Annotated in this window: 23 protein-coding genes and 1 tRNA gene; 6 read left to right on the forward strand and 18 right to left on the reverse strand. The window is 68.0% G+C overall.

All coding sequences use genetic code 11. From position 1 onward, the window contains the following. Positions 1-103: 103 nt before the first annotated feature. A complete protein-coding gene (locus ACFVIV_RS28040) occupies positions 104-1,330 on the reverse strand; it encodes an Ig-like domain-containing protein (protein WP_379201329.1) in 1,227 nt (408 codons plus the stop codon). Between the two features lie 346 nt (positions 1,331-1,676). Between ACFVIV_RS28040 and ACFVIV_RS28045 the strand changes: the two genes are divergently transcribed. Further along, positions 1,677-1,749, forward strand: a tRNA-Lys gene (locus ACFVIV_RS28045). A 293-nt stretch (positions 1,750-2,042) separates the two neighbouring features. Here ACFVIV_RS28045 and ACFVIV_RS28050 read toward each other — a convergent pair. The 13 genes from ACFVIV_RS28050 to ACFVIV_RS28110 form a co-directional block, all read right to left on the reverse strand. After that, a complete protein-coding gene (locus tag ACFVIV_RS28050) occupies positions 2,043-2,522 on the reverse strand; it encodes a hemerythrin domain-containing protein (protein ID WP_379201331.1) in 480 nt (159 codons plus the stop codon). A 176-nt stretch (positions 2,523-2,698) separates the two neighbouring features. After that, positions 2,699-4,387: a CocE/NonD family hydrolase gene (locus tag ACFVIV_RS28055; RefSeq protein ID WP_379201333.1), complete on the reverse strand. Its 1,689-nt coding sequence runs from the start codon at positions 4,385-4,387 to the stop codon at positions 2,699-2,701. Further along, complete coding sequence (locus ACFVIV_RS28060; protein WP_379201335.1) at positions 4,384-4,662, reverse strand: hypothetical protein; 279 nt, start codon at positions 4,660-4,662, stop codon at positions 4,384-4,386. The genes ACFVIV_RS28055 and ACFVIV_RS28060 overlap by 4 nt, the downstream gene beginning before the upstream one ends. A gap of 19 nt (positions 4,663-4,681) precedes the next feature. Continuing rightward, on the reverse strand, positions 4,682-6,082 hold the full coding sequence (locus ACFVIV_RS28065; RefSeq protein ID WP_379201337.1) for an ABC1 kinase family protein: 1,401 nt from the start codon (positions 6,080-6,082) through the stop codon (positions 4,682-4,684). A 77-nt stretch (positions 6,083-6,159) separates the two neighbouring features. After that, positions 6,160-6,798 (reverse strand): hypothetical protein, encoded by a 639-nt coding sequence (locus ACFVIV_RS28070; RefSeq protein ID WP_379201338.1) that lies wholly within the window; start codon positions 6,796-6,798, stop codon positions 6,160-6,162. A 42-nt stretch (positions 6,799-6,840) separates the two neighbouring features. Then, on the reverse strand, positions 6,841-7,821 hold the full coding sequence (locus tag ACFVIV_RS28075; protein WP_379201340.1) for an MlaD family protein: 981 nt from the start codon (positions 7,819-7,821) through the stop codon (positions 6,841-6,843). Further along, positions 7,818-8,858 carry an MlaD family protein gene (locus ACFVIV_RS28080; protein ID WP_379201342.1) on the reverse strand — a complete coding sequence of 347 codons (1,041 nt, stop codon included), beginning with the start codon at positions 8,856-8,858 and terminating at the stop codon, positions 7,818-7,820. The genes ACFVIV_RS28075 and ACFVIV_RS28080 overlap by 4 nt, the downstream gene beginning before the upstream one ends. Further along, positions 8,855-9,952 carry an MlaD family protein gene (locus ACFVIV_RS28085; protein WP_379201344.1) on the reverse strand — a complete coding sequence of 366 codons (1,098 nt, stop codon included), beginning with the start codon at positions 9,950-9,952 and terminating at the stop codon, positions 8,855-8,857. Before ACFVIV_RS28085 ends, ACFVIV_RS28080 begins: the two co-directional genes overlap by 4 nt. A gap of 2 nt (positions 9,953-9,954) precedes the next feature. After that, entirely contained in the window at positions 9,955-10,974 is a 1,020-nt protein-coding gene (locus tag ACFVIV_RS28090; RefSeq protein WP_379201346.1) for an MlaD family protein, read from the reverse strand. After that, the gene (locus ACFVIV_RS28095) at positions 10,962-11,975 is read right to left on the reverse strand and encodes an MCE family protein (RefSeq protein ID WP_379201347.1); all 1,014 of its coding nucleotides are present in this window, start codon (positions 11,973-11,975) and stop codon (positions 10,962-10,964) included. The genes ACFVIV_RS28090 and ACFVIV_RS28095 overlap by 13 nt, the downstream gene beginning before the upstream one ends. Beyond that, positions 11,972-13,009: an MlaD family protein gene (locus tag ACFVIV_RS28100; protein WP_379201544.1), complete on the reverse strand. Its 1,038-nt coding sequence runs from the start codon at positions 13,007-13,009 to the stop codon at positions 11,972-11,974. The genes ACFVIV_RS28095 and ACFVIV_RS28100 overlap by 4 nt, the downstream gene beginning before the upstream one ends. 5 nt (positions 13,010-13,014) lie before the next feature. Continuing rightward, entirely contained in the window at positions 13,015-13,881 is an 867-nt protein-coding gene (locus ACFVIV_RS28105; RefSeq protein WP_379201349.1) for an MlaE family ABC transporter permease, read from the reverse strand. Continuing rightward, on the reverse strand, positions 13,878-14,678 hold the full coding sequence (locus ACFVIV_RS28110) for an MlaE family ABC transporter permease (protein ID WP_379201546.1): 801 nt from the start codon (positions 14,676-14,678) through the stop codon (positions 13,878-13,880). Before ACFVIV_RS28110 ends, ACFVIV_RS28105 begins: the two co-directional genes overlap by 4 nt. A gap of 179 nt (positions 14,679-14,857) precedes the next feature. Between ACFVIV_RS28110 and ACFVIV_RS28115 the strand changes: the two genes are divergently transcribed. Further along, the gene (locus ACFVIV_RS28115; protein ID WP_379201351.1) at positions 14,858-15,634 is read left to right on the forward strand and encodes a TetR/AcrR family transcriptional regulator; all 777 of its coding nucleotides are present in this window, start codon (positions 14,858-14,860) and stop codon (positions 15,632-15,634) included. A 38-nt stretch (positions 15,635-15,672) separates the two neighbouring features. Here the strand turns inward: ACFVIV_RS28115 and ACFVIV_RS28120 are convergent, their stop codons facing one another. The 4 genes from ACFVIV_RS28120 to ACFVIV_RS28135 form a co-directional block, all read right to left on the reverse strand. Then, positions 15,673-17,217, reverse strand: a complete 1,545-nt coding sequence (locus tag ACFVIV_RS28120) for a carboxylesterase/lipase family protein (protein ID WP_379201353.1) — start codon at positions 17,215-17,217, stop codon at positions 15,673-15,675. Between the two features lie 30 nt (positions 17,218-17,247). Next, positions 17,248-18,024: an esterase/lipase family protein gene (locus ACFVIV_RS28125; protein WP_379201355.1), complete on the reverse strand. Its 777-nt coding sequence runs from the start codon at positions 18,022-18,024 to the stop codon at positions 17,248-17,250. 39 nt (positions 18,025-18,063) lie between these two features. After that, entirely contained in the window at positions 18,064-18,957 is an 894-nt protein-coding gene (locus tag ACFVIV_RS28130; protein WP_379201357.1) for a M24 family metallopeptidase, read from the reverse strand. A gap of 94 nt (positions 18,958-19,051) precedes the next feature. Then, a complete protein-coding gene (locus ACFVIV_RS28135; protein ID WP_379201359.1) occupies positions 19,052-20,587 on the reverse strand; it encodes a class I adenylate-forming enzyme family protein in 1,536 nt (511 codons plus the stop codon). Between the two features lie 186 nt (positions 20,588-20,773). Here ACFVIV_RS28135 and ACFVIV_RS28140 point away from each other — a divergent pair, with 186 nt between their 5' ends. From ACFVIV_RS28140 to ACFVIV_RS28155, 4 genes are read left to right on the forward strand one after another with little or no spacing between them, the layout of a single operon-like run. Further along, positions 20,774-21,961 carry a lipid-transfer protein gene (locus ACFVIV_RS28140; RefSeq protein ID WP_379201361.1) on the forward strand — a complete coding sequence of 396 codons (1,188 nt, stop codon included), beginning with the start codon at positions 20,774-20,776 and terminating at the stop codon, positions 21,959-21,961. A gap of 4 nt (positions 21,962-21,965) precedes the next feature. Further along, positions 21,966-22,424 (forward strand): MaoC family dehydratase N-terminal domain-containing protein, encoded by a 459-nt coding sequence (locus tag ACFVIV_RS28145; RefSeq protein ID WP_379201363.1) that lies wholly within the window; start codon positions 21,966-21,968, stop codon positions 22,422-22,424. Between the two features lie 11 nt (positions 22,425-22,435). Continuing rightward, on the forward strand, positions 22,436-22,831 hold the full coding sequence (locus ACFVIV_RS28150; RefSeq protein ID WP_379201548.1) for a MaoC/PaaZ C-terminal domain-containing protein: 396 nt from the start codon (positions 22,436-22,438) through the stop codon (positions 22,829-22,831). Between the two features lie 15 nt (positions 22,832-22,846). After that, positions 22,847-23,677, forward strand: a complete 831-nt coding sequence (locus ACFVIV_RS28155; RefSeq protein ID WP_379201365.1) for an SDR family NAD(P)-dependent oxidoreductase — start codon at positions 22,847-22,849, stop codon at positions 23,675-23,677. Positions 23,678-23,683: the final 6 nt, after the last annotated feature.

Genomic DNA, 23,683 nt, shown 5'->3' on the forward strand with positions numbered 1-23,683 from the left:
CATTGCTGGTACCGGGCCGCTCGTGGGGTTCCAGGGGCGAAGCCCCTGAGGGCTCCTGGGGGTTCGGGGGCGAAGCCCCTGAGAGCCCCGAGAGTTGGTTGGATCAGCGGTTGTCGTCGGCGTTGCCGGCCTTCCACTGCTCCCACGGCACGTTCCAGTCACCGAGGCCGTCCACACCGGACAGCGTCCCGCCGACCGTGTTCTTGATGATGGTGATGTCACCGCGCTTGGCGTTCTCGAACACCCAGCGCGCATCCGACGGGCTCAGGTTCAGGCACCCGTGGCTGGTGTTGTACGAGCCCTGCGCGCCGATCGACCACGGTGCGGAGTGGAAGAAGATGCCGGAGTACGAGATTCGCGTCGCATAGTCGACCGGGGTCTTGTATCCGTCCGGCGAGTTCACCGCCACACCGTAGGTGGACGAGTCCATGATGATCTTCTCGTGCCGGTCGGCCACGATGTAGATGCCGTTGTCGGTGGGCGTGGAGTTCTTGCCCATCGAGGTCGGCATGGTCTTGATCACCTGGCCGTTCTTCTCCACCGTCACCATGTGGGTGTTGTCGTCGGCGGTGAAGACCACGGCGTCGCCGATGGTGAAGCTGGATGTGATGTTGGTATCACCGACCAGGCCATTGCCCAGATCCTTGCCGTAAACGTTCACGGCCACATCGACCTTGGTGCCCGGCGCCCAGAAATGCTCCGGCCGCCAACGCACTTCGCGGTTGTTCACCCAGTAGAAGGCGCCCTCCACGACCGGCGTGGTGGTGACCTTGATCGCATCCTGGGCGGCCTTGCGGTCCGGGATGTTCTCGTCGAACTGGATGGCGATGGGCTGGCCGATGCCCACCACCTCGTTCTCGCCCGGCAGCAGGTACGGGTGGGTCTGGTTGTTCGGCGAGATTGTGGTGAAGCTCATGCTGGTGCTGGTCGCGCCGCCCAGGCCGATGGCTTCCACCGTCAGCTTGTAGGTGCGCCCGAATCCCAACGCCTCGGCCAACTTCCACGACCGGCCGTCGGCGGCGAGGTCGCCGGCCACGGCCCGGCCGTCCGGGTTGGTCAGCGCCACGCTGGTGATCTTGCCGTCCTCGACCTTCAGCTCCAGCGGATCGCCGGGCGAGACGCCCTTCTCCCCATCCTTCACCGGCGAGATCAGCTTCGGCTTCATCATCTCGCTGATCGGGTTGGAATCGATTGCGACCGAGGAGGAATCGCCCGAACTCGAGGAACATCCCACCAGCGCCAACGCCAATACCGACGCCAAGGCGGTGAATACCAGCCATTTCCCGGTATGCCGTCGCCTCGAACGGTCGCGGCCCTGACCATCGCTCATAGCAACCCCACTTCACGTCTCTCGGTGCGTAGTCGGCCCCGGGACTAGGACCCCGACCACGCCTGCTCGACCCACCACGCCCGCGGGGATCGGTCGAGACCACGCTCGTGCCATTCTGCCAGGCAACCCTGCCCCGACCAACGACATTGCGCTCGGCCCCCACAGGGCTCGCCCCCTTCATCCCCACAACCCCTCCTTCCGTTAACACCAATCAGCAAGTTCCCCCATCCCGGCAAAAACCCCGTTTAACCAGCCGATTTCACATTCCCCACCACAGCCTGTTAATGTTCTTTCCGCACCGCAGAGCGGCCAAGCCCCCCGGGCCGGGCCACAACGCAGGTACCACGCGCCATTAGCTCAATTGGCAGAGCAGCTGACTCTTAATCAGCGGGTTCGGGGTTCGAGTCCCTGATGGCGCACAATTTTCACTAATCGAAGCCTGAAGCTTCGTGTCCAAGCACACGCGAACGGGCTCCAGCGTTGTTCCTGCCAGGCAAATGAACACGCATTCTCCGCTTACAGGCTGATTACCTGGGTCAAAGTGCGGGCTTGAACACTGTCCGATGCAGAGGGCATGTGTGCTCGATGGCGCGGTAGTCGCGGCAACGGCCGGTCATACCCGAGCAACCGCAACTAGTACGCGGGGTCTATGGACGGCTGGGATGCTGCTGTCCAGCACGAACTGTTTCCCGGTGACTCATAAACCCTGACGTCAGCCCAGGTGCCAGTCGGTGGTCATCGTCGCGAAGTAGGGGAAGAGGGTTTCCTCTTCGAAGGCGAGGTGGGCGAGTAGGTGGTCGCGCAGGGTTTCGATGGTGCGGCGCGCGCGGGTGACGGCGGGGTGACCGGTGCCGAGGTCGCGGGCGGCGGAGCTGGTTGCGGTGATCAGACCGACGACGGCCTCGTGTTCTTTGTAGAGGCGTTCGATGGCGGGAGCGAGTTCCGGGAAGCGGCGGAGCATGACGGGGAACATGCGGTGGTCTTCCAGGGAATGGTGGCCGGTCAAGATATTGCAGTAGGTCTCGCAGTTGACCCGGAGCTGCCATTCGAATTGCGCGATGGTGAGGCCGCTGATCATGGTGGGGACGGCGGAGGGGTCCGCGGTGGAGTCGTCGAGCAGAGTGAGGGCTCGATCGAGGACCGCGATATCGCGGCGCAGGGAATCGTGCACCGCCCGCAGGTCATCGATCATGCGTCGACCTGCGGGCGTGGCCTGATATTCGTCGGGTGATGCCAGCTGTCGCTCCGTCCCGTGCTGGGGCTGCGAGAGATCGGCTTGCCGGAGTGCTGCGGCAAATTCTATGCCGGAAGCCGGCGTGTGCCGGTTTGCCCCGAGGGGGTGTCACGGGTCGGGTTCGGTGCGCGGGCTCAGTGCGCTGTGTCTGGATTCGCCCGCATGACCGGCAGCGTGAGACCGGATCCGGGATGTATCTCGAAGTCGACCGGGACGAGGGTGGTGGCGGTGGCCAGGGGTTCACCGCTGCCGGTGTTGCGGGCGAAGCGCGGGAAGGACCCGCCGCACACCTGAATTCGCAGGCGATGGCCGGGCTTGAACCGGTACGCGGTGGGCCACAGGGTCACCTCGGCGGTCCGGAGGCCGTTCGCGTCGGCGGGGTGGGTGTCCGGGGTGGTGCGCTGGATGCCGTCGCAGACATTGGTCGAGCGGCCCTGTGGGTCGACGTCACAGAGTCGGATGAAGAGGTCCGCGTGCGGGCTGCTGGTGCGCAGCACGACGCGGGAGGTGACGGGGCCGATCAGCTCGAGCGGGCCCTCGAGGGCGGCGCTGGTGTAGACCAGCACGTCCGCGCGGGCTTCTCGATCGGTCTGGTCCCGGCGACCGGCGTCCCTGGTGTCGATGGCCGCGCCGCCGATGTCAGGGGTGGGGTCGGCCGGGTCGTAGCGGAAGACGCGCGGTTCCCCGGCATCCGGCCGCACCGGCGAGAATCCGCCGGAGGGGTGCAGAAACCATTGCCGTGCTTCGGATTCCGCAGGGGGATAGACATCGTAGGTGCGCCACTCGTCCGCGCCCTGGATGTAGAGCTTCGCTCGCCGCGCGCGCTGTCCGGCGGGGTTCTCGGCCACCGCACGGAACCACTCGACGGCCTCGGTGATGGCGGCGCCCATCATGGCGGTGTCGACATGGGTCCACGGGCCGATGGTGAGCAGTGGATCGCGGCCGGCGGCGCGCATGGTGTGGTAGTCGGTGAGCTGGCTGGGCAGCGCCAGGTCCTGCCAGCCGCCGAGCAGGTGCGTCGGCGCGGTGATGCCGCCGATGCGGTCGCGGCATTCGCGAATGCCGTTCCAGTACGGGTGCTTCCGGTCGAAGCCGACCTCGAGCCAGGTGCGGTAGAACCCGACGGCCCGGCCGGTGTTGACGAGGTCGGAGGTGCCGAGCGGCAGATGCCACTGCGCGCGCCGGGTGCGGCGATCACCGAGGAACTCGATGAGATCGGCGAGTGCGGCGCTGCGTTCCAGCAGCGCCATCCGGCGAATCCACTGCAGGACGAGGCCGGTGAAAACGGTGCCGCCGGGACCGATGACCTCCGAGAGCGAGGAGGAGGTGACCGTGGGCAGCAGCCCGGCGACCCGATCCCCCGCCCCCACCGCCAGCGCGAATTGGGTGTAGCCCACATAGCTGGGCCCGAAGAGGAACAGTTGGCCGTTGTACCAGGGCTGTTCTTCGATCCAGGCCAGGGTGGCCAGGGCGTCCTTCTCCTCGCCGGCGAGCGGATCGAACTCGCCTCCGGATCCGCCGTGGGTGCCGCGCACCGATTGGATGAGGACATTGAAGCCGCGCTGGGCGAACGGCATGGCCGTGGCCCTGCTGGCCAGCCCGACGCGCGCGTAGGGGGTGCGGGACATGACGGTCGGCGCGTTGGGCACATTCGGCTGATACAGGTCGGCCAGCAGCTCGATGCCGTCGGGCATGGCGACGCGTATTCCCTTGGTCACCTTGACATCCCGGGTGAGCACGGGCGGCAGGCCCAGTACCCGGTCCATGATCCGGCCCTCGATATCGCGCAGTACGCGTCCGCCCAGGTTCGTGAGGGGGTTCATTGCGCATCCTTTCGGGTCCGGCGCGCCGGGGTGTTGGCTCGAGGGGGTGTGGCCTCGAGCCGGTCGACGGTGTCCTCGAGCTGTTCGAGGCGGCGCAGCATTGATTTGACCTGCCCGGCAAGGCGGCTCACCTCGTTCGCGGTGGCCATATTGAGCAGGTCGAGCATGGCGTCCTGGGTGTGCAGCGCGGCATCGCGCAGGTCGTTCCCGGTTCGGACGGCGCGCCGGGCCACCGGGTTGTCCATGATCTCATTGAACAGTTTTGTGAAATCCATTGACCGATCCTGTTTTTCGTCAGTGCGTGAGTTCCGGGGCCGCGTGCCAACCGGATTCGGCCTCGAGGCGGCCCAGTTCGGTGGCGGGCGCGTCACCGAACTGCCATTCCCGGGCGATGCGATGCCAGTTGGCGGTGGCGCGCAGCTGTCCCAGTGCCGCGATGACCATGACGAGGGTGCGGATGGTCATGAGCTGGTCGGCGGGCACGGCTTGCTTGCGTACCGCCTCGAAGTCGTCTGAGCTCGGCGTGATCGTCTGCGCGAGAATATGATTGGCGAGATCCTCGGTCACCTCGAGTTCCGCGTCGGTGGTGAACAGGGCCAGGATGTCGCGCATGGTCGGTGCGGCGTTCTCGATGTCCTCGCCGTCGGTCACGAAGCCGGCGGCCAGCAATGCCCGGCCGATGCGTTCGGGGTCGTCGGCGATCAGCGCGCGGTGCAGCTCGAGCTGACGTTCGATGGCTTCGCCGTCGAGATGCTTGTACAGACCGAAGTCGAGGAAGGCGACCCGGCCGTCCGCGCCGAGCAGGAAGTTGCCCGGATGCGGGTCACCGGAGAACTGGCCGTGCCGCAGCACCCCGGCGCCGAAGAACCGGAAGATGCTCTCCCCCAGTCGATTCCGGGTGTCCTGGTCGGTGAGCTTGGCTTCCTCGAAGCCGATGCCCGCGAAGTATTCGGTCACCAGCACCCGCTGTCCGGACAGCGCCGTGACCACTTCGGGCACCACGATGAAGGGATGCCCGCGGTACAGCCGGGCGGCCTGCCGTTGGTTCTGCGCCTCGAGTTCGTAGTCGAGTTCCTCTTCGATGCGGTCGCGGATCTCCTGCGCCATGGCCTTGGCGTCGATGCCGGGCGCGATGAGTTTGAGCGCGGCGGTGAGGAAGGTCAGGTTCTTCACATCGGCCCGCACGGCCTTGTCGATGCCGGGGTATTGCACCTTGACCACCACGTCGCGCCCGTCGTGCAGCCGCGCCCGGTAGACCTGCCCGATGGAGGCCGCTGCGATGGGGATGCGATCGAAGGCCGCGAACACGTCGTCGAGCGAGCCGCTCAGATCGGCCTCGATCACCGCGCGCATTTTCTCGAACGACATCTTCGGTGCGTTGTCGCGCAACCGCGCCAGGGCGGCCTGGAATTCCTCGCGTCCCTCATCGGGGATGATCCCGCCGTCCACCACCGACAGCGCCTGCCCGATCTTCATGGCCGCGCCGCGCATCGTGCCGAGGCCGTTGACCAGCGCCTTCATCGCTTCGAGGCGACGGCGGTCCATGACCTCTTTCTTCTTGTCCGCGCCCCGGCCCGCGGTCGCCACCTTCGCGCCGGCATGCCGCAGCGCCTGTCCGGCCGCGACGCGGCCGAGTTTGGCGGCCCGGCCCGCGCGTGAGGTCGACAGTTTGTCTGCCCTGTCGGAGTTCGGCATGGCTGGTTCTCCCCGTTGTCCGGGAGGCGCACTGTTCCCCGTACGCCTCCGAGTTTCTGAATACGTTGTGCGCGTTGCTATTTGAGTGGCATCGCGCCGTCGATGCCGCCGACGTCGGTGATCTTCCACCCGTCGTTCGCGTCGAGGGTGACGTTGTAGGTGACGGTGGTCTGGCCGCCGTCGGGGGTCTGCGCGCTGGTGGAGCTCACGCTCAGGAAGACGTCGACCCGGTAGACGCCGTCGTCCTCGGACATGACCTTGGCCGCGACGGGCGTCGCACTGGACTTCCACTGCAGCGGCACGAGGATGTCCTCGAGCTTGGGAGCGGTGGCGTCGAACTTGGTGGTCAGCTGGCCGGAGGTGCCCGCCTTCAATTTCGCGATCCAGGCATCGAGGTCGGTGTAGTCGATGGTGGAGGCGCCGACCGCGTACTCGGTGGCGGCCTGCTCGGCGTGCTGCTGGGCGGCGGCGGCCGCGTCGCGGTCGGCGAGTTCGCCGCGCGCGGCGATCAGCAGCCAGGCCAGGACACAGACGGCGGCGATCAGGGCCGCCCCGGCCGCCGTCCAGCCCGCGACGGAGATCGGAATCGACACGGCGCGACCGCGTGCGGGCCGCCGTGCGGCACGGGCCGTGCGCCGGTCGGCGGATCCGCCTGCGCCCGAACGGGTCTCGGTATCGGTATCGGAGTTGGTCTCGGTCTCGGTGCTGGTGATCATTGGTGCTCCAGTCGTTTGCTGCCCGGCGCTGCGCCGATGCGTCTACTTGACAGTGAGGCGCAGTCGCAGCGCGCCGTCGTCGGTGGTGGCCTGCAGGGCCTGTGTGATGAGGCTGCTCAGGTCGAGCGGCTGCAGTGCCGCGGTGGCGGTGTCGGTGAGCGGGCGCAGCAGCGGACCCAGCTGCGCCAGATCGGGTCCGGCGCGCTCGAGCCAGTCGGTCACCGCGTGCAGGAACGGGATGAGCCCGGTGCCGGTGGTGTAGTCCTCGGGCATTCTGCCGGTGCGGATCACCCGGGCGACGCCCACCGCGACATCGTTGATCTTGGGACCGAATTCGCCCCAGGGACCGGCGGCCTCGGTCATGGCGGGCCCGACCCAGTCCAGGTCGTCGGCGTGCACCTGCAGGTCGGTGAACAGTTCCTGCAGCAGCCGGGTGCGGCTGAGCAGGGTCGAGGCCAGCAAGGTGGTCGATCGCGCCAGCGTCGGCACCACCGCCGCACTGCCGGCCAGCCCCTGTGTCAATGTCGCCACGAGCGATTTCACGGTGTCGGGATGGAGTTGGTCGAGAATCCGGGTGACCTGCTGCGCGAATTCCGGAATGGAGGTCGGCAGCTGCACCCGGGCCGTGTCCACCGCCTGTCCGTCGCGCAGATACGGTCCCCCCGCGGCGGTGGGACGGAATTCGATGTAGGGCTCGCCCAGCGCCGAGAGCGTCTCGATGCGCACCGAACTCGTCAGCGGAATCCGAGCGGACTCCCGCACGCGGAATCCGACGACGACACCGCTGCCGGTATTGCGCACCGAGGTGATCTGCCCGATCTCGATGCCCGACAGCAGCACCGGCGAGCGCGGCATCAACCCCGCCGAATCAGGGATCGTCAGGGTGGCGCTGGTGTAGCGGGTGAGCCAATCCACGTGCGCCACACCGAATGCCAGGTAGGCGCTGCCGACGATCAGCACCAGGGTGATCGCCGCCCACGAGGCGATCGAGCCGGGTTTGACCGCAGTGGGCCGGATTCTCATCGAACCATTCCGATCATGCGCAGGGTCGCGGCGAGAGCGGCGGTCTCATCGCCCGCCGCGCCCTCGATGCCGACGTGAGTGATCTCGACCTTCGGACCGCGCTGCAGGAAGGGCACGAGCCGGTCCCGCACCAGCGCGACGGCGCTGCTGAGGTTGGACGCGGCGTCCAGGTCGAAGGGCTGCGCGGTGAACAACAGCGGCACAATCGCTTTCGCCGCCGAGTCGCCCGCCCGCACCAGCGGCTCCAGCCAGGCGATGGCGTGTGAGATGACACCGAGCGAGCCGATCAGGCCGGTGGTGTCGACCAGTGACCGCGCGTTCGCGGTGATGATGGCCGTCCCCTCCTCGGTCAGCAGTTCACCGAGGGCGGCGCGATTGTCCAGCACCGCACCGATATCGGTTTCGACGGCGCTGAGAAAGGCGTCCAGGGTCGCCAGGTTGCCGGAGACGTCCCGCATGTCCGAGGCGATGGTGGCGGCGATGCGCGTGGTTTCCGCCGGGTCCTGCGGCAGCACCGCATTGGCGCGGTCGACGATGTCCTGCATGGTGTGCAGCGCGCCGCCGGAGATGAAGGTCGAGGCCGCCGCCATCAAATCCTCGATTTGCAGGGCGGGGCGGGTCCGGGCGAGCGCAATGGTGCCCTCGGGTTGCAGGAGGGTGCCGAAACCGTCCGGGGGCGTGACCAATCCGACGAAGATGTCGCCGAGCACGGTGTTCTGCCGCAGCTGCGCCGTGGTGGTCGCGGGCAGCCGGACCCGATCGGCGATATCGACGTCGAGCCGGATATGCCCGGGTGCGGCGGCGGACGGATCGACCACCGTCACCGCGGACACGGTGCCCACGAGCGCGCCGTTGGCCATGACCTTCGCCCCGGTCGGCAGGTTGAGCGCGCTGGCCAGTTCGATGTGCACCCGATAGGTCGGGCCCGACACCGACGCGCCCGGAACGGGGCCGGCCGACGGATCGAATCCGCACCCGCCCAATGCCAGTACGGCAGCCGCGATGGCGATGCCCGCCGTCAGTCGCGGAGATCTCATCGCGCACCCACCGATCCGAGTAGCAGTCCCAGTACGTCGAGTCCGGCCACGCCGCCCGCCGCGTCGCATCGTCCGGGCGCGAGCGCGTCCACGGCGGCGCAGACGCGTGCCGTATCTTCCGGCGGCAGTGCCACTTTGGGTGCCGCGTAACTCACCCGGATCGTGCCGGTCGCCGGGTCGACGGACTGTTGAAAGGCGGTGGCGGTGGCCGGGATCATGCTCAGCAGCTGTTGCAAGCCGCCGATGTGCGCCACCGCCAGTTTCAGCAGCGGGACGGTCGATTCGAGGCCGTCGAGCAGATATCCGCCGTACTTGCCGGTGATTCCATTGATCCAGGGCAGCACCACCAGCAGTGAGTCCACGAATTGCACGACGGTGTCCCACACCTGGTTGATCAGGTGCACACCGGGCCCGAACTGGGTGAGCATGACCTTGATATCGGACCAGTTGGTGGTGACGCTGTTCGCCAGCGCGGCCAGCGAATCCACCAGGGAGCCGATGTGCCCCACGGCCTGGTCGGGGGCTTTCAGTACCGAGCCGAGCTGGTCGAGCAGCGCGTCGATTTTCGGCCCGGTTCCCGCAGTGGCGCGGTCGAGTGCGGCCAAACCGTCCTCGAGCCGATGCTGTTCGCCCGGTACGCCGCCACCGCCGAGCTGGTCGGCCAGCCGGGAGAAGGCGGTCAGCGTCTCGCTGATGCTCTTGGGGGTGAACGTCTCGGTGATGCAGGTGCCCTGATTCCACGGCGTGGTCGACGTATTGTCCGGCAGCACAGCCAGATTGCGGTCGGCCACCACGGTGTCGGCCACCGTGCTCGCCCGCACCTGTCCGAGCAGCCGGTGCTCGGCGTCGAGTGAGAACTCGACGCGCACGCCGACGCCCTCGGCGCGGATGTCGGTGACGGTGCCGACCGGAATGCCGCGCAGCGTCACATGATTGCCGCGGTACAGGCCCACCGCGTCCGGCATGATGGCGCAGTATCCGAGGGTCTGCCGCAAGGGTTTCGCGACAATCAGATAGGCGCCGACGGTGAGGACCGCGATCATCGCGGCGGCCGCCACCGACACGAAACCTCGGGATGCGAGCAGGGATTTCACGTTCAGCACCCCTTTCCAGGCACCGGGACGCAGATGCCGTCGGCGGGAATGCCGCCCTCGGGCGTGATGGTGCGCCGCAGGCCGTCGGCCGAGGCGGCGAACGAATCCACGGCGGTGCCCAGCTTGTCGGCCAGTTCCCGCAGTGCGGGCGCGGCCGCCGCGAGCTGCTCGGCCAGCGGCTCGAGGCTTTCGCGCCAAGCCGGTTCCAGCGCCGCGATTCGGGACAGCAGTTGCGCGGTGAGGTCGAGGACCGTGAGGATCTCGGCACGTTTGTTCAGTCCGACGGTGGCCAGCAGACCGACCTTGCGCACGAAGGTGCCCAGCAGCGCCTTGTTGGCATTGATCTGTGCGAGGTATTCGTCGGCGATGGTGAGGGCCCGGGACACATCGGTGTTCTGCTGGTCGAGGACGGTCACCAGCGATTGCAGGGCCTGCCCCATCCGGCGGATCGCGTCCGGCTGCTGGTCCAGGGACTCCTGCAGGGCGCCGAAGTTCTGCCGCACCGTGTCACCGTCGACCTGTGCCAAGGGTGTGGCCGCGTCCTGCATGGAGCGAATCAGACTGTAGGGCAGGTGAACTCGGTCCGTGGGAATGACATTCGAGCCGAGCGGCGCGGTGCCCGCCGGCGACAGGGCGACATAGTGGCCGCCGATGATGGTGAGCAGACGGATATCGAGGCTGGTGCGATCTCCGACGAAGGTGCCGCTGTCGACGGTGAATGTCATGCGCACCCGATCGGGGCGCAGCTCGAGCCCGGTCACCGAGCCGACCTGAATGCCCGCCAGCCGCACCTGGTCGCCCACCTTGATCGACTGGGCTTCGCTGAGTTCGGCGGTGTAGGTGGACTTTCCGACGGGCGCGACGTAGATGACGCCCGCGGCCACCAGCAGCAGGGCCAGGAACATGGCTCCGGCCAGTCCGAGCCGCAGTTCGCGGCGGCCGAGTGCGGCGGGGTCGAGCACGGGCCGATCCCCATCCAGTCTCCGCACCCGGGCGACGATGCGGCGTTTCAGCTCTTGCATACCGCAATCCTTTGTCCGGCAATGAGTATCGCTACCGGCTGCGGTAGCTCCGCTTTCCCCTGCGAGCACACGCCCGGCGTCGAGGCGCCGGCCGCGGGGTCCGGGATCAGCGCGGTGAGCGATTGGATCAGTCCGGGCAGTGCGGCGAGCTGATCGACCGCGGCCCGCGGATCCGGGAACAGCCGCCGGAGGGCGTCCTCCAGGCTGGGGTTGGTTTCCTCGGTCAGCCCGAGCGTGGTGATCAGACTGTTGAGCGGGCCCAGCACGGGGGGAGCGTTGAGGGCGTAGTCGATGAGCCCGTCCACGCGCTCCTGCAGGGCGGCGAACACATCGCTGATGCCGCGCAGCAGTGTGATGAGATGCGGTGAGCGCCCGCCGATCTCGTCGGAGATGGCCTTCAGATTGCGGAACAGCGTGGCGATGACCAGTTGCCGGTCGGTGACATAGCCGCTGAGCTTCTCGACGGCGTCGAGGGCGGGCCCGATGCCGGCGCCGTCACCGTCGATGACGGCCAGCACGCTCTGGGTGAACTGGTTCAGCGCCGCGGGCGAGAACTCCGCGAGCACCGGTTCCAGGCCGTTCACCAACGCGGTCACATCGAAGGAACCCTGCGTGTGGGTGACGTCGACGATGCTGCCCGCGGGCAGCGTGTTGCCGGGCCGATCCGGTTGGCGGACGTCGATATAGCGCTGACCGGTGAGGGTCTGGAATCGGATGGCCAGCGTGGCGGCGTCGTAGAGCGGGCGGTCGCGCTGCACCGTGAAACGGACGCGCGCCTGGTTGCCGTCGAGGTCGATGGTGTCGACCTTGCCCACGGCGACGCCGAACATGCGGACGTCGTCACCGGTCTTCAATCCACTCACATCGGTGAAAATCGCGGCGTACGTATCGGTTTCGCCGGATACCGGCCTGACGATGGCCTGGGCCACGGCGAACAGCAGCAGCGCCACCACCGAGGCGAAGAGCCCGAGTCGCCACAGCGCTCCGGATGTCGATGTCATCGGTTCCCCTCCCCCGCCGGCAGGCCCAGCAGCGGCACCGCCAGTCCCGGCATGGCCCGCACCGTGATGTCCAGCCCGAGGACCGGTCCGTCCGGGGTGTCGGCGAAGGCGCGGTGCAGGCGATCCAGCAGTTCGGTCGTCTCCGCCGCGGAGCGGCCCGGCGTCGGCACCGTGTGCGCGACGGCTTCCAATAGCGGAGTGAGCATTTCCAGATATCCGGTGAGATGTGATCGACCGGCATCGCCGATCTGGGCGACCGCCGGGAACACCTGGCCCGCGATCATGGAGATGGCCGCGTCGTAGAGCGGGCGGTCGTTCTTCAGCACCTCGATGCTCACCACACCGTCGAGCAGTTTGAAGGTCGAGGAGGTGAGCGTGCCCGCGCCCGCCAGGATCGCGCCGTACCGCTCGATCAGATACGAGGGCGCGTAGCGCTGGGTGTCGGCGACCGTGCGCCCGAGCATGACCACCGCCTCCAGCAGCGGCGCGAAAGCCGTCAGGCCGCTGTCGACCTGCCGTATGGCCTCGGCGAATTCGGGTGTCAGCACCTCACCGGAGGTGGCGCCGAGCCCGCGCAGCAGGCTGCCCATGGTGGCGTCCACCACCGCGCCCGTCGCGGACAGATCGATCATCGCGCCGTCGTGCAGTGGGGCGCCGCCCGCGGCGCGCCGCAGCGTGAGCGTGCTGATGCCGAACAGGTTCGCGGGCGCGTACTGCACGGTGAGCCGATCGGTGAGCCCGCTCAACTGCGACCGGTCCAGATCCAGGGTCAGCACCTGATGGCCGCGCTCGCCGGGGGTGATATCGGTGATCCGCCCGACCGGGACGCCCTCGAGGCGCACATCCGTGCCGACGATGATGCCGTCGCCGATCTGGGTGGTGGACAACCGGATTCGGAAGGGATCGGGCCGGGTGACGGCCCGGTACCCGTTCCATGCCAGCACGGCGATGACCAGGGCGACCAGCGCGAATGTCCCCGCGCGCAGCGCGGTGCGGGGTGTGGCCCGCACGCCCGGCATGACATAGTTCGGCATCGCGCTCACCCCGTGAATTCGATCGAGGAGCCGACGCCCCACAGCAGCAGGGTGAGCACCATGTCCAGGCCGATGATGGCGACGAAGCTGGCGCGCACGGCGCGCCCGGAGGCGATGCCGACTCCTTCCGGGCCGCCCGCGGCGAAGAATCCGTGGTAGCAGTGGATCAGGATGATCGCGACGGCGAACACCAGGATCTTCAGCACGGCGGCGAGAATGTCTCCGGCACTGGCGAATTGGCTGAAATAGTGGTCGTAGGTGCCGCCCGCCTGCCCGTGCAGCAGCACGATCACGGTCTCGCAGGACAGATAGGACAGGATCAGCGCGATCAGGAAGGTCGGCACAATGGCCACCGCGCCCGCGATGATGCGGGTGGTGACCACGAACGGCACCGAGCGCAGGCCGAGGGATTCGATGGCGTCGATCTCCTCGGAGATGCGCATGGACCCGATCTCGGCGGTCATGCGGCAGCCCGCCTGCGCGGCGAAGCCGATGGCCGCCGCGATCGGCGCCAGCTCACGGGTATTCGCGAAGGCGGACACCACGCCCGCGACCGGGCCCAGCCCGATCATGTCCAGAATCGGGAAGGCCTGGATCGCCACGCCCGCCCCCATCGACACGCCCAGCACGGTCAGCATCGGCACGGTGCCGCCGCCGACCAGAATCGAGCCGCGGCCCCAGGTCATGTCGGTGATGGTGCGCATGGTCTGCGCGCGATAACGGCTCAGCGTCAAGGGAATCGAGGACAGCGCCTGCCAGATGAACAGCAGGGTGAAGCCGAGACCCTCCACCCCGCCGCGCGCCGCGCCGCCGAGGCGTACCGCGGGGCGAGCGAGGACCATCGCTTTCGGCCGGTACGGTGCCGCCATCACGCCAACCTCACCGGAACGAACATCGAAACAATCTGAGTGGCAACGAGATTCACCACGATGATGGCGGCCACCGACAGCACCACCGCGGCATTGACCGCATCGGCCACTCCACGCGGCCCGCCCTTGGCCTCCAGTCCGCGCTGGCAGGCGATGACCACCACCAGAAAGCCGAAGATCAGGGCCTTGCCCAGCGAGATCCAGATATCGGTCAGCGTCGCGAAGGAACCGAAGGTGGCCCAATAGCTTCCGGGCGTCACATGCTGCGCGCCGACCGCCACCGCGTACCCCGCGACCACGCCCACGAAGATGATGAGCACGTTCAGCAGCGGCGCCACCAGCATCATCGCCGCCAGGCGCGGAATGACCAGGCGGTGCACCGGACTGATGCCGAGGGTGCGCAGGGCGTCGATCTCCTCGCGCACCGTGCGCGCCCCGAGATCGGCGGCGATCGCCGAGGCGCCCGCGCCACCCAGCAGCAGGCCGGTGGTCAGCGGCGCGGCCTGCTGGATCACCCCGAGGCCGCCGGCCGCGCCGAGCAGCGAGTCCGCGCCGAGCTGGTGGATGAGATTGCCCACCTGCACGGAGATGACCACCCCGAACGGCACCGCCATCAAGACGGCGGGCACCGCGCTGACGGTGACCAGATACCAACTCTGGGAGAGCATCTCGCGCCATTGGAAGCGCGCCGTCGCGATATCGGTCACCGCCCCGCGTGCGCTCTCCAGGCTCAGATCCACTACTCGCCCGAAGGTGCGCAGGCTGGATGTGGCGGTATCGGTGATGTTGGTGCGAATGATCTGTGCGGCGGTGACGTCCGTCTCCGCGGCCGGATCCCCCTGGACTGACACGACGAGGTCCTCCCTGCAATCAGTGCGAGATTATCAGAATGTGATTCTGATGTCAGTATGTGATTCTGGTTTTTAGAAGGACATGGATAGCAGAATGACGTTCCACCTTCAGTGGTTATGATCTGGCCATGGCATCGACCGACACACAGCCGTCCACGCGACAGGACCGGCGCAAGGCCCGCACGCGCGGGGTGATCCTGGACGCCGCCGAGGAACTGTTCGCCGGCGGCGACGCGGTCACCGTGGAGCAGATCGCCGAGGCCGCCGATGTCGCGATCGCCACCATCTACCAGCACTTCGGCGGTAAGGACCCGCTGTACCTGGCGGTCGTGGAGCGTGCGCTGGAAGCCAATGAGCGGCACATGGTGGCCATCTACGAGTCCGACGCCGAACCGGTGGACCGGCTCATCGAGGCCGCGGGCGCGTATCTGCGGTTCTTCCTCGAATCGCCGCACCTGTTCCGCATGATCCAGTTGCAGCCCGGGCATCTGGCCGCCGATCAGGCCGCGACCCTGGTGGCCGAGCGGATCAACCGCATGAACGCCGCCCTGGTCGCGCTCATCACCGACGGCATTCGCGAGGGCAGCCTGCGCAAGGTGGGCGCGGTCGATACCGCTCGCTTCCTGTGGGGCACCATGAACGGCGTCATCGGGCTCGCCACTCGCCCGGATGCCTTGCGGCTCAGCACTTCCGAACTGCGCGCCACCACCCTGCAGGGGATGGAACTGCTGCTCGAGGGGCTGCTCACCGACCGGCACCGCGGCGCGGACGGGCGTGTCGCGCGCAGGGTGCGACTGCGTCTCAAGCGTGTGGTCGAGGCCGCGACCGATCTGCCGCAAGCGGATTCGCCCCAGCCGAAGCCCGAGCCGACCGCGCCGCGCAGACGGGGCCGCACCACCGCCTGAGCGGCGGGCCGGGTGCGCGGTCGGCTCCGGCATCGCGCCTACCCGGTCCGGTCCATCGGCGTGCGGTCACGGTACGGGCCGGCGTAGGACAGCAGCGCCGGTCGGATGTGCGCGTACGGATCGTCGGCGACGCGCGACACCGCGTCGAAGAGCATGGTGCTGCGGGTGGGCGCGGTGTACGCGGGCCAGTCGGGTCGCGGTGCGCCGGTGCGCGCGAAATGCAGCCAGTGCCCCTGCATCGCGGTGCTCACCCGCTCGATCGCGGCCCCGTCACCGGCCACCAGCGCCCGCGCGATCGGGCGGCGATGCACACCGAACAGGGGCACCAGGTCGAAGCCGTGGAAGGCGCCGATACCGAGCCGGCGCAGCAACGGCGAGGCGTAGTCGAAGCGATACAGGTAGGCCGGGGCGACCGACCGGTGGCCTTCGATCGCGGCCAGGCTGGGCCGCAGGAAGAACAGATCGGTGCCGCACTGCGCCGCGGCACGCGGCAGTCCCGCGTACGCGGCCAGAACCGCTTCGCGCGCTTCGGGATTCGTCGCCGTGAACAGCCGGTCGAGGCGGGCGTCGCTGGTAGCCAGGACGGGTGCGCGGCCGTGCAGGAACAGCTCGTCGCGGTTGGTCCCGATGATCAACGGCACCGGCAGGCCGCGCCCGGCGGCGAGCACGTCGACCGGATTCTCCGGCACCAGGTCGCCGTCGATCACCGGACCGAAGATCATCCGGCTCGGCACCTCCCGCATCAGCGGGATCAGCAGTTTCAGCGCCGCCGCGCTGATGGCCCGCCCCGAGACGGTATCCAGCACGGCGGCAGCGGTTTTCGCCGTCGCGCCGAGATTGCGTACGCAGCGCTCGGCGATCTCGGCCGCGAAGGCGGGCGACAGCGCCGCGTCCACCGGAGCGCTCTGGGCGATGGCCCGATGGAACAGCCCCGCGGCGGCGGGCATGCTCAGCATGGTGGTCACCGACCCGGCGCCCGCCGATTCCCCGAAGATGGTGACATTGTCCGGGTCGCCGCCGAAGGCCGCGATATTGCTCCGCACCCACCGCAGGGCGGCGAGCTGGTCGCGCAGACCGACATTCGTCTCGAAGGTCCGTTGCGGGGTGGAATAACCCGAGAAGTCCACGAATCCGAGGCCATTGAGCCGGTAGTTGACGGTCACGAGGACCACTCCCCCGCGCCGGACCAGCGGTCGCGGATCGTAGAGCGGCCAGCCGGAGCTGCCCTCGAACCATCCGCCGCCGTGGAAGAACACCATCACCGGCCGGGGAGCGTCCGAATGATCCACCGGGGCACAGACATTCACGGTGAGGCAGTCTTCGCTCTGTGGCTGCCGCCGGGCCAGGCCGCGCGGCGCACTGAAGGGATGCGACAGCGCCGCGTACCGGAACGTGGTCGCGTCCCGGACGCCGGGCCACGGCCGCGGCGGGCGGGGTGCGCGCAGTCGAAGCTCGCCGACAGGCGGTGCGGCATACGGGACGGCGTGCCAGGTCAGCACATCACCATCGCGACGGCCGCGCAGCCGCCCCGATTCGACGGTCGCCTCGTCGTCATCGAACCGTCGAGACCTGTTGTCCGGCACTGGTTCTCCTCTGATCTTCGTGGTGTTCGGCTAGGCCGCGGAGCGCGAGCGCCCGCCCAGCGCACCGAGGGTCCGTTCGACGATTCGGCACACCTCGGCATCGACACCGAACTCGCAGTGCGCCGCCGCCACCTCGATGGGCTCGGCTCCGGGGTGGATGGCGGCGCGCGAGGGCACCGTCCAATCGAATCTGCCGAACAGGCACACGCAGGGAATATGCTGGGCCACAGGCTGTTCCAGCTCCATGGCGGTGGCTTCCCAGCAGCCGCCGGCCATGCAGTCGCGGGGCGGCAACGGCAGACCGCGGTCGGCCATGGCCACCAGCAGTTCGGCGAAACGGGTGCCCCCGCGCGAGAGATCGAAGATTCCGCGGATCGGTGCGCCCAGCGTGATCACTCCCGCGACCAGGTCGGGATGGCGTACGCCGAGCATTCTCGCCTGGAGTCCGCCCAGGCTGTGGCCGACCAGCGCCACGGGCCCGCCGGAGCGTTCGGCGCACTCGGCCAATCTGCGCGCCAGCTGGTCGGTCTGTGCGCGCCAGCACTTTTCACGGTGGCCACGCCGGGACGCGAAGGTGCGGTGGCCCCGGGCGCGCAGGTGGCGATGCATGCGGGCCATGCTCCAGTCCGGAGCGGAGCACCCGGGAATCAGCAGTGCGGCGGGCGCCGGCTGCGGCAGCCCGCCGGCCGCCCGCGGCGTGCGGCGCAGCGCTGCCGCGCAGATGCGGCCGATGCCGCACAGCTCGCGCAGCGGTGATCCCGCTACTGCGGGATAGGCATCCGTCGGCACCGAATTGTGTTCGGCCACTTCGATTTCTCCCTGTCGACGTCGTTGTCGCAACAGCTGTCAGGCGTTGATGACGATGCGGCGCTGGCTCAGGTCGTCGAGCCAGTAGGCCCGGTCGTCCTCCACCACCAGCAGTTCCTCGAACTTGGCGCCGAAACCGTCGGCGCGCACATGCGGTTCGATGGCCCAGATGCCCGTCTTGGGGCCGGAGTGCTGTGGGCCGAGCACTTCCGGGAACAACAGCCGGCTCACCGCGGTTCCGAGAAACCCGAGGCCGTGCCAGCTGGGCACGTAGCCCACGATCGGTTCGGGCAGGAACCATTTCAGGCTGCTCGCCACACGGCCGTGATGGTAGACGCGATGGCCGAGTACATGATTCGGGTATCCGGCGGCGGCATTGCCGTAACCGGCGGCCCGGATCTCGTCATCCACCCACTCGAACACGTCGGAGGCCAGTGCCGGATCGGCGAAATGCGCGGGGATGGCCGCGCGCAGATCCGTCAGGAAGTCCTGCGCCCGTTCGAGTTCGGGGTTGTGACCCACACTCACGGTGTAGGCGATGTCGCCGGTGTAGCCCTCGACCACGGGTGCGCAATCGAGGATGACCACGTCCTGCTCGCGCAGGGTCGCCCCGGCGCCCTTGGTGACCGGGCCCCACTCGCCGTCCGGGGCGAGGGTGCGCTCGTGGAAGACCGCGATCGGCTTGTGCAGCATGGTTTTCACGCCGTGGTCGTAGAGCCATTCGATCATCCAGCTACCGGTCTGCGCTTCGGTCCAGCCGGGGCGCAGGTGCTCGGCGACGGCCTGCGCGCAGCGAAAGCCCAGGCCCTGTGCGTGCCGGAATCCGGCGACGTCGGCCGGGCCGAGCAGCCGGGCGGAGGCGGTGCGACGGCCGGAGAGCCAGTCGGTGAGCAAGCCTGCCCGTCTGGGCAGCTTTTCGGTGGTGTGCGGCACGATCGGTCCTTCTCTCGCCGGGGGCTTGTCCGCCGCCCCGGGTGCGCTTCACTATACGATTCGCGCTATGAAAATAGAATCATCTTCTATTAATTTAAGGTTGCTCGATCGCCGTGAGCCGATCACGCAGGTCGCGCTTGAGGATCTTCCCGGACGGATTGCGCGGGATGGCCCCGACGATGACCAGGTCATGGGGCAGCTTGTAGCTCGCGATGCGCTCGGCGCAGAACTCGCGCAGCTCCTCGAGGCCGAGTTCCGCGCCCTCGGCGAGAACGACCACGGCGACGATGCTCTCCCCGTACTCGGGGTGGGAGCGCCCGATGACCGCCGAGTCGACAATGGCCGGATGCGCGGCGATGGCGTTCTCCACCTCGATGGAGTACACATTGCGGCCGCCGGTGATGATCAGGTCCTTGAGCCGGTCCACCAGGGTCATATAGCCGTCGGCGTCGAGGCGAGCCAGGTCGCCGGTGTGCAGCCAGCCGTCGCGGACAGTCTCGGCGGTGGCCTCGGGCTTGTTCCAGTAGCCCTTCATGACGGTTTCGCCGCGCAGGATGAGCTCACCGACCTCACCGGCGGCGACATCCCCGCCATCCGGATCGACGACGCGCGCCTGCATCATCACCAGGGCTTGCCGCCCGCTGGCATCGGGCCGCTCACGCACCTGGTCGCGGGTGCTGAAGATGCCGCCCGGACCGGCCTCGGTCTGCCCGCACAGCTGCAGGAAGTTCACCTCCGGCCAGGTCTCGATCAACTGCTCCACCGCGCTGGCGGGCATGGGCGCGGCGCCGAACATTCCGGTGCGCCACGCGGACAGGTCGCGCGCGGCGGCGTCGGGCCGGCGCAGCAGGAACTGGTACATGGTCGGCACGCCGAAGAACATGGTGATGCGTTCGCGCTCCATGGTGTCGAGCACCTGCGCCGGATCGAATCCGTTGTGCACCACGTGCGTTGCCCCGATCAGGGTGCCGGGAATGAGCATGATGCACAGCTCGGCGGCGTGGTACAGCGGTGCGACGTGCAGGAAACGGTCGCCCTCGGCCATCCCGCAGGTCGCCATGCAGCTCAGGGCGACCCACAGCGCCCGATGGTGATCGAACAACGCGCCCTTGGGATTTCCGGTGGTCCCGGAGGTGTAGAGGATCTGCGCGTCGTCGGATTCGGCGATCTCCACCTCGATCGGAGCGCCGTCATGGGCCGCGGCCAGCGCGAAAAGGTCGGGGAACCCGTCGATTTCGCTCATGCCGAAGACTCGGATCGCTTCGGGCAGCCCGTTCTCGACCGCCTTGCGCACCACCGGCGCTACCGCGGCGTCGAAAACCAGTGCGGCGGCGCCGGAGTCGCGCAGCAGGTAGTCCAGCTCCGGCGCGGCGGAGGCCGGATTGATCGGCACGAAGAGGGCGCCGAGCCGGTGGGCGGCATAGAAGACGATGACGAAGCGATCGGAGTTGGTGGCCATCAGGGCCAGCCGGTCACCCTTGGCGATGCCGTGCTCGGCGAGCACTGCGGCAACCCGATCGACCTCGGCGTCGAGTTCGGCATAGGTGTAGCGACAGTCGCCGAATACCAGCGCCGTGCGATCCGGAACCCGCTTCGCCGTCGCGCGCAGCGTTGCACCGATGGTCGCCATTGATCCTCCGTTGGTTCGGTGATGTGAATCGCGACTAGTGTAACTACGCTCACATATCTTTTGGCAAGCCCCGATATCACGTCCGGCAATCGGAATAAAATTGCAGTTAGAACGCCAACTCTTGCATTGGCAGACTCGATCCGCTTCACTAAGTGAATCACCGCTAGCTAGAAGATGGGACGAGTCATGAGTGGACGCGCAGTGGTCGCCGGGGTGGGGATGGTTCCCTTCACCACGCCCAGCCGATCCGAGACCTATGACGTGATGGGCACCGCCGCGGCACGGGCCGCGCTGGCCGACGCGGGGATCGGATACGAGCGGATCCAGCAGGCCTACGCCGGATACGTCTACGGCGATTCGACCTCCGGGCAGACCGTGATCTACGGTCTCGGCCTGACCGGCATCCCGGTCGTCAATGTCAACAACAACTGCTCGACCGGTTCATCAGCACTGTTCCTGGCCCGCCAGGCCGTCGAGTCCGGGGCCGTGGACGTGGCCCTGGCCGTCGGCTTCGAACAGATGCAGCGCGGTGCGCTGGCCATGGCCTACACCGATCGGCCCAGCCCCTTCGACCGGTTCGACGCGGTCATGGACGAGATCCAGCAACGCGACGAATCACCGTTCGCCGCACAGATGTTCGGTGGCGCGGGGCGGCAGTACGCCGAAAAGTACGGCACCGCACCGGAAACCTTCGCCAAGATCTCGGTGAAGTCGCGCGCACACGCCGCCCACAACCCGTACGCGGTCTTCCGCGATCCGCTGACGGTTTCGGAAGTGCTCGCCTCGCCGCACATCTACGGGCCGCTGACCCGCCTGCAGTGCTGTCCGCCCACCTGCGGCGCGGCCGCCGCAGTACTGGTGAGCGAGAAGTTCGCCAAGGCCCACGGCCTCGACGCGTCGATCGTGATCAAGGCGCAGGCCATGACAACCGATCTGCCGTCCACCTTCGCCGACAGGGATATGACCAAGATCGTCGGCTACGACATGTCGAAAGCCGCCGCCCAGCAGGTATACGAGGCATCGGGGGTGTCCCCCGGCGATATTCGCGTCGTGGAGCTGCACGACTGCTTCACCGCCAACGAACTGCTCAGCTACGAGGCCCTCGGACTCACCCCCGAAGGCACCGCGGAGAAGTTCGTCAACGACGGCGACAACACCTACGGCGGGCGCGTGGTCACCAACCCCTCCGGCGGTCTGCTGTCGAAGGGGCATCCACTCGGCGCGACCGGCTTGGCGCAGTGCGCCGAACTGGTGTGGCAACTGCGCGGACAGGCCGAGGCCCGGCAGGTCGAGGGCGACCTGAAGGTGGCGCTACAGCACAACATCGGGCTCGGCGGCGCGGCCGTGGTGACCCTGTACGAGAAAGTGAGCTGAATCAATGCCCTTGGATCCCAGTGTGATCGGCACCCAGTTGCCGCCCACCACCCTGACCGTGGACGCGGGCCGGTTGCGGTTCTTCGCCAAGGCCATCGGCGAGACCGATCCGGTCTTCACCGACCCGGAGGCGGCGCGAGCGGCCGGATACCCGAATCTGCCGGTGCCCCCGACCTTCCTGTTCGGCATCGAACTCGAGCAGCCGGACCCGTTCGAATGGCTGGCCGGCCTGGGCGTGGACCTGCGCCGCGTCCTGCACGGCGAACAGTCGTTCACCTACCACGCCACGGCGGTGGCCGGTGACGTGCTCACCGCCGCCCCCGTCATCGGGAACGTCTACAGCAAGAAGGGCGGGGCGCTCGAGTTCATCGAGAAGACCTCGACCGTCACCCGAGCCGACGGCGAGCTCGTGGCCGAACTGAAAAGCGTTCTTGTCGTGCGCAATCCGGAGGTAGCGAAGTGACCGCGGCAACCATCGAGGTCGGCACCGAACTGCCCGCCCTGACCCTCGCCCCGATCTCGCGCACCACCCTGGCGCTGTTCGCCGGGGCATCGGGCGATCACAACCCCATGCACGTCGACATCGACGTCGCGAAATCCGGGGGGCTCGACGACGTTTTCGCGCACGGCATGCTGTCCATGGCCTATCTGGGCAGACTGCTCACCGACTGGGTGGGGCCCGCGGGCCTGCGCGAGTTCCGGGTGCGATTCGCCGCCCTCACGCCCGTGCTCGGGCAGCCCAGCGCGACAGGGAAAGTCGTCGCCCTCGACGAGGTGGACGGCCAACGCCGCGCCACCGTCGAACTGACCGTCGCGCTCGACGACGGCACCGTCACACTCACCGGCGACGCCGTCGTCGTGCTGCACTGAAAGGTCTGATACGCCATGGGAAATCTCGAAGGCAAGGTCGCCATCGTCTCCGGTTCGGGGCGCGGCATCGGGCGTGAGATCGCGCTCAAGCTGGCTACCGAAGGGGCCCGGGTCGTGGTCAACGATCTGGACGCCGATCCGGCCAAGGACACCGTCGCCGCGATCGAAGCCGCAGGGGGGCAGGCGATCGCGTGCACCGGCAGTGTCACCGACGACGACTTCGCCGAGCGTTTCGTCCAGACGGCGGTCGAGGGGTTCGGCGGACTGGACATCATCGTCAACAATGCCGGATACACCTGGGACTCGGTCATCCAGAAGATGACCGATGAGCAGTGGGACGCCATCCTCGACGTCCACCTCAAGGCCCCGTTCCGGATTCTGCGGGCCGCGCAGCCGGTGATCGCGGCACAGGTGAAGCGCGCCAAGGACGCCGGGGAGCCGATCCCGTGCCGCAAGGTCGTCAACATCTCCTCGCTCGCGGGCACCGGAGGCAATGCGGGACAGGCGAATTACTCCTCCGCCAAGGCCGGTGTGCTCGGTCTGACCAAGACGCTGTCGAAGGAGTGGGGCCGCTACAACGTCACCGTCAACGCGGTCGCGTTCGGATTCATCAAGACCCGTCTCACCGAGGCCAGCGCGGCGGGCGACAGCACCATCGACGTGCAGGGCCGCCAGCTCAAGGTGGGCGTGAACCCGGACCTGCTCTCGGCCATGGAACGCATGATCCCGCTGGGGCGCGCCGGTGTGCCGAGCGAAGCAGCGGGTGCGGTGTATCTGTTCTGCACCCCCGAATCCGATTACGTCAGCGGGCAGACCCTGGTCTGCGGCGGCGGATTCAATTTCTGAGGTGCG

Source organism: Nocardia sp. NPDC127526 (assembly GCF_042672265.1).
Taxonomy (GTDB): Bacteria; Actinomycetota; Actinomycetes; order Mycobacteriales; family Mycobacteriaceae; genus Nocardia.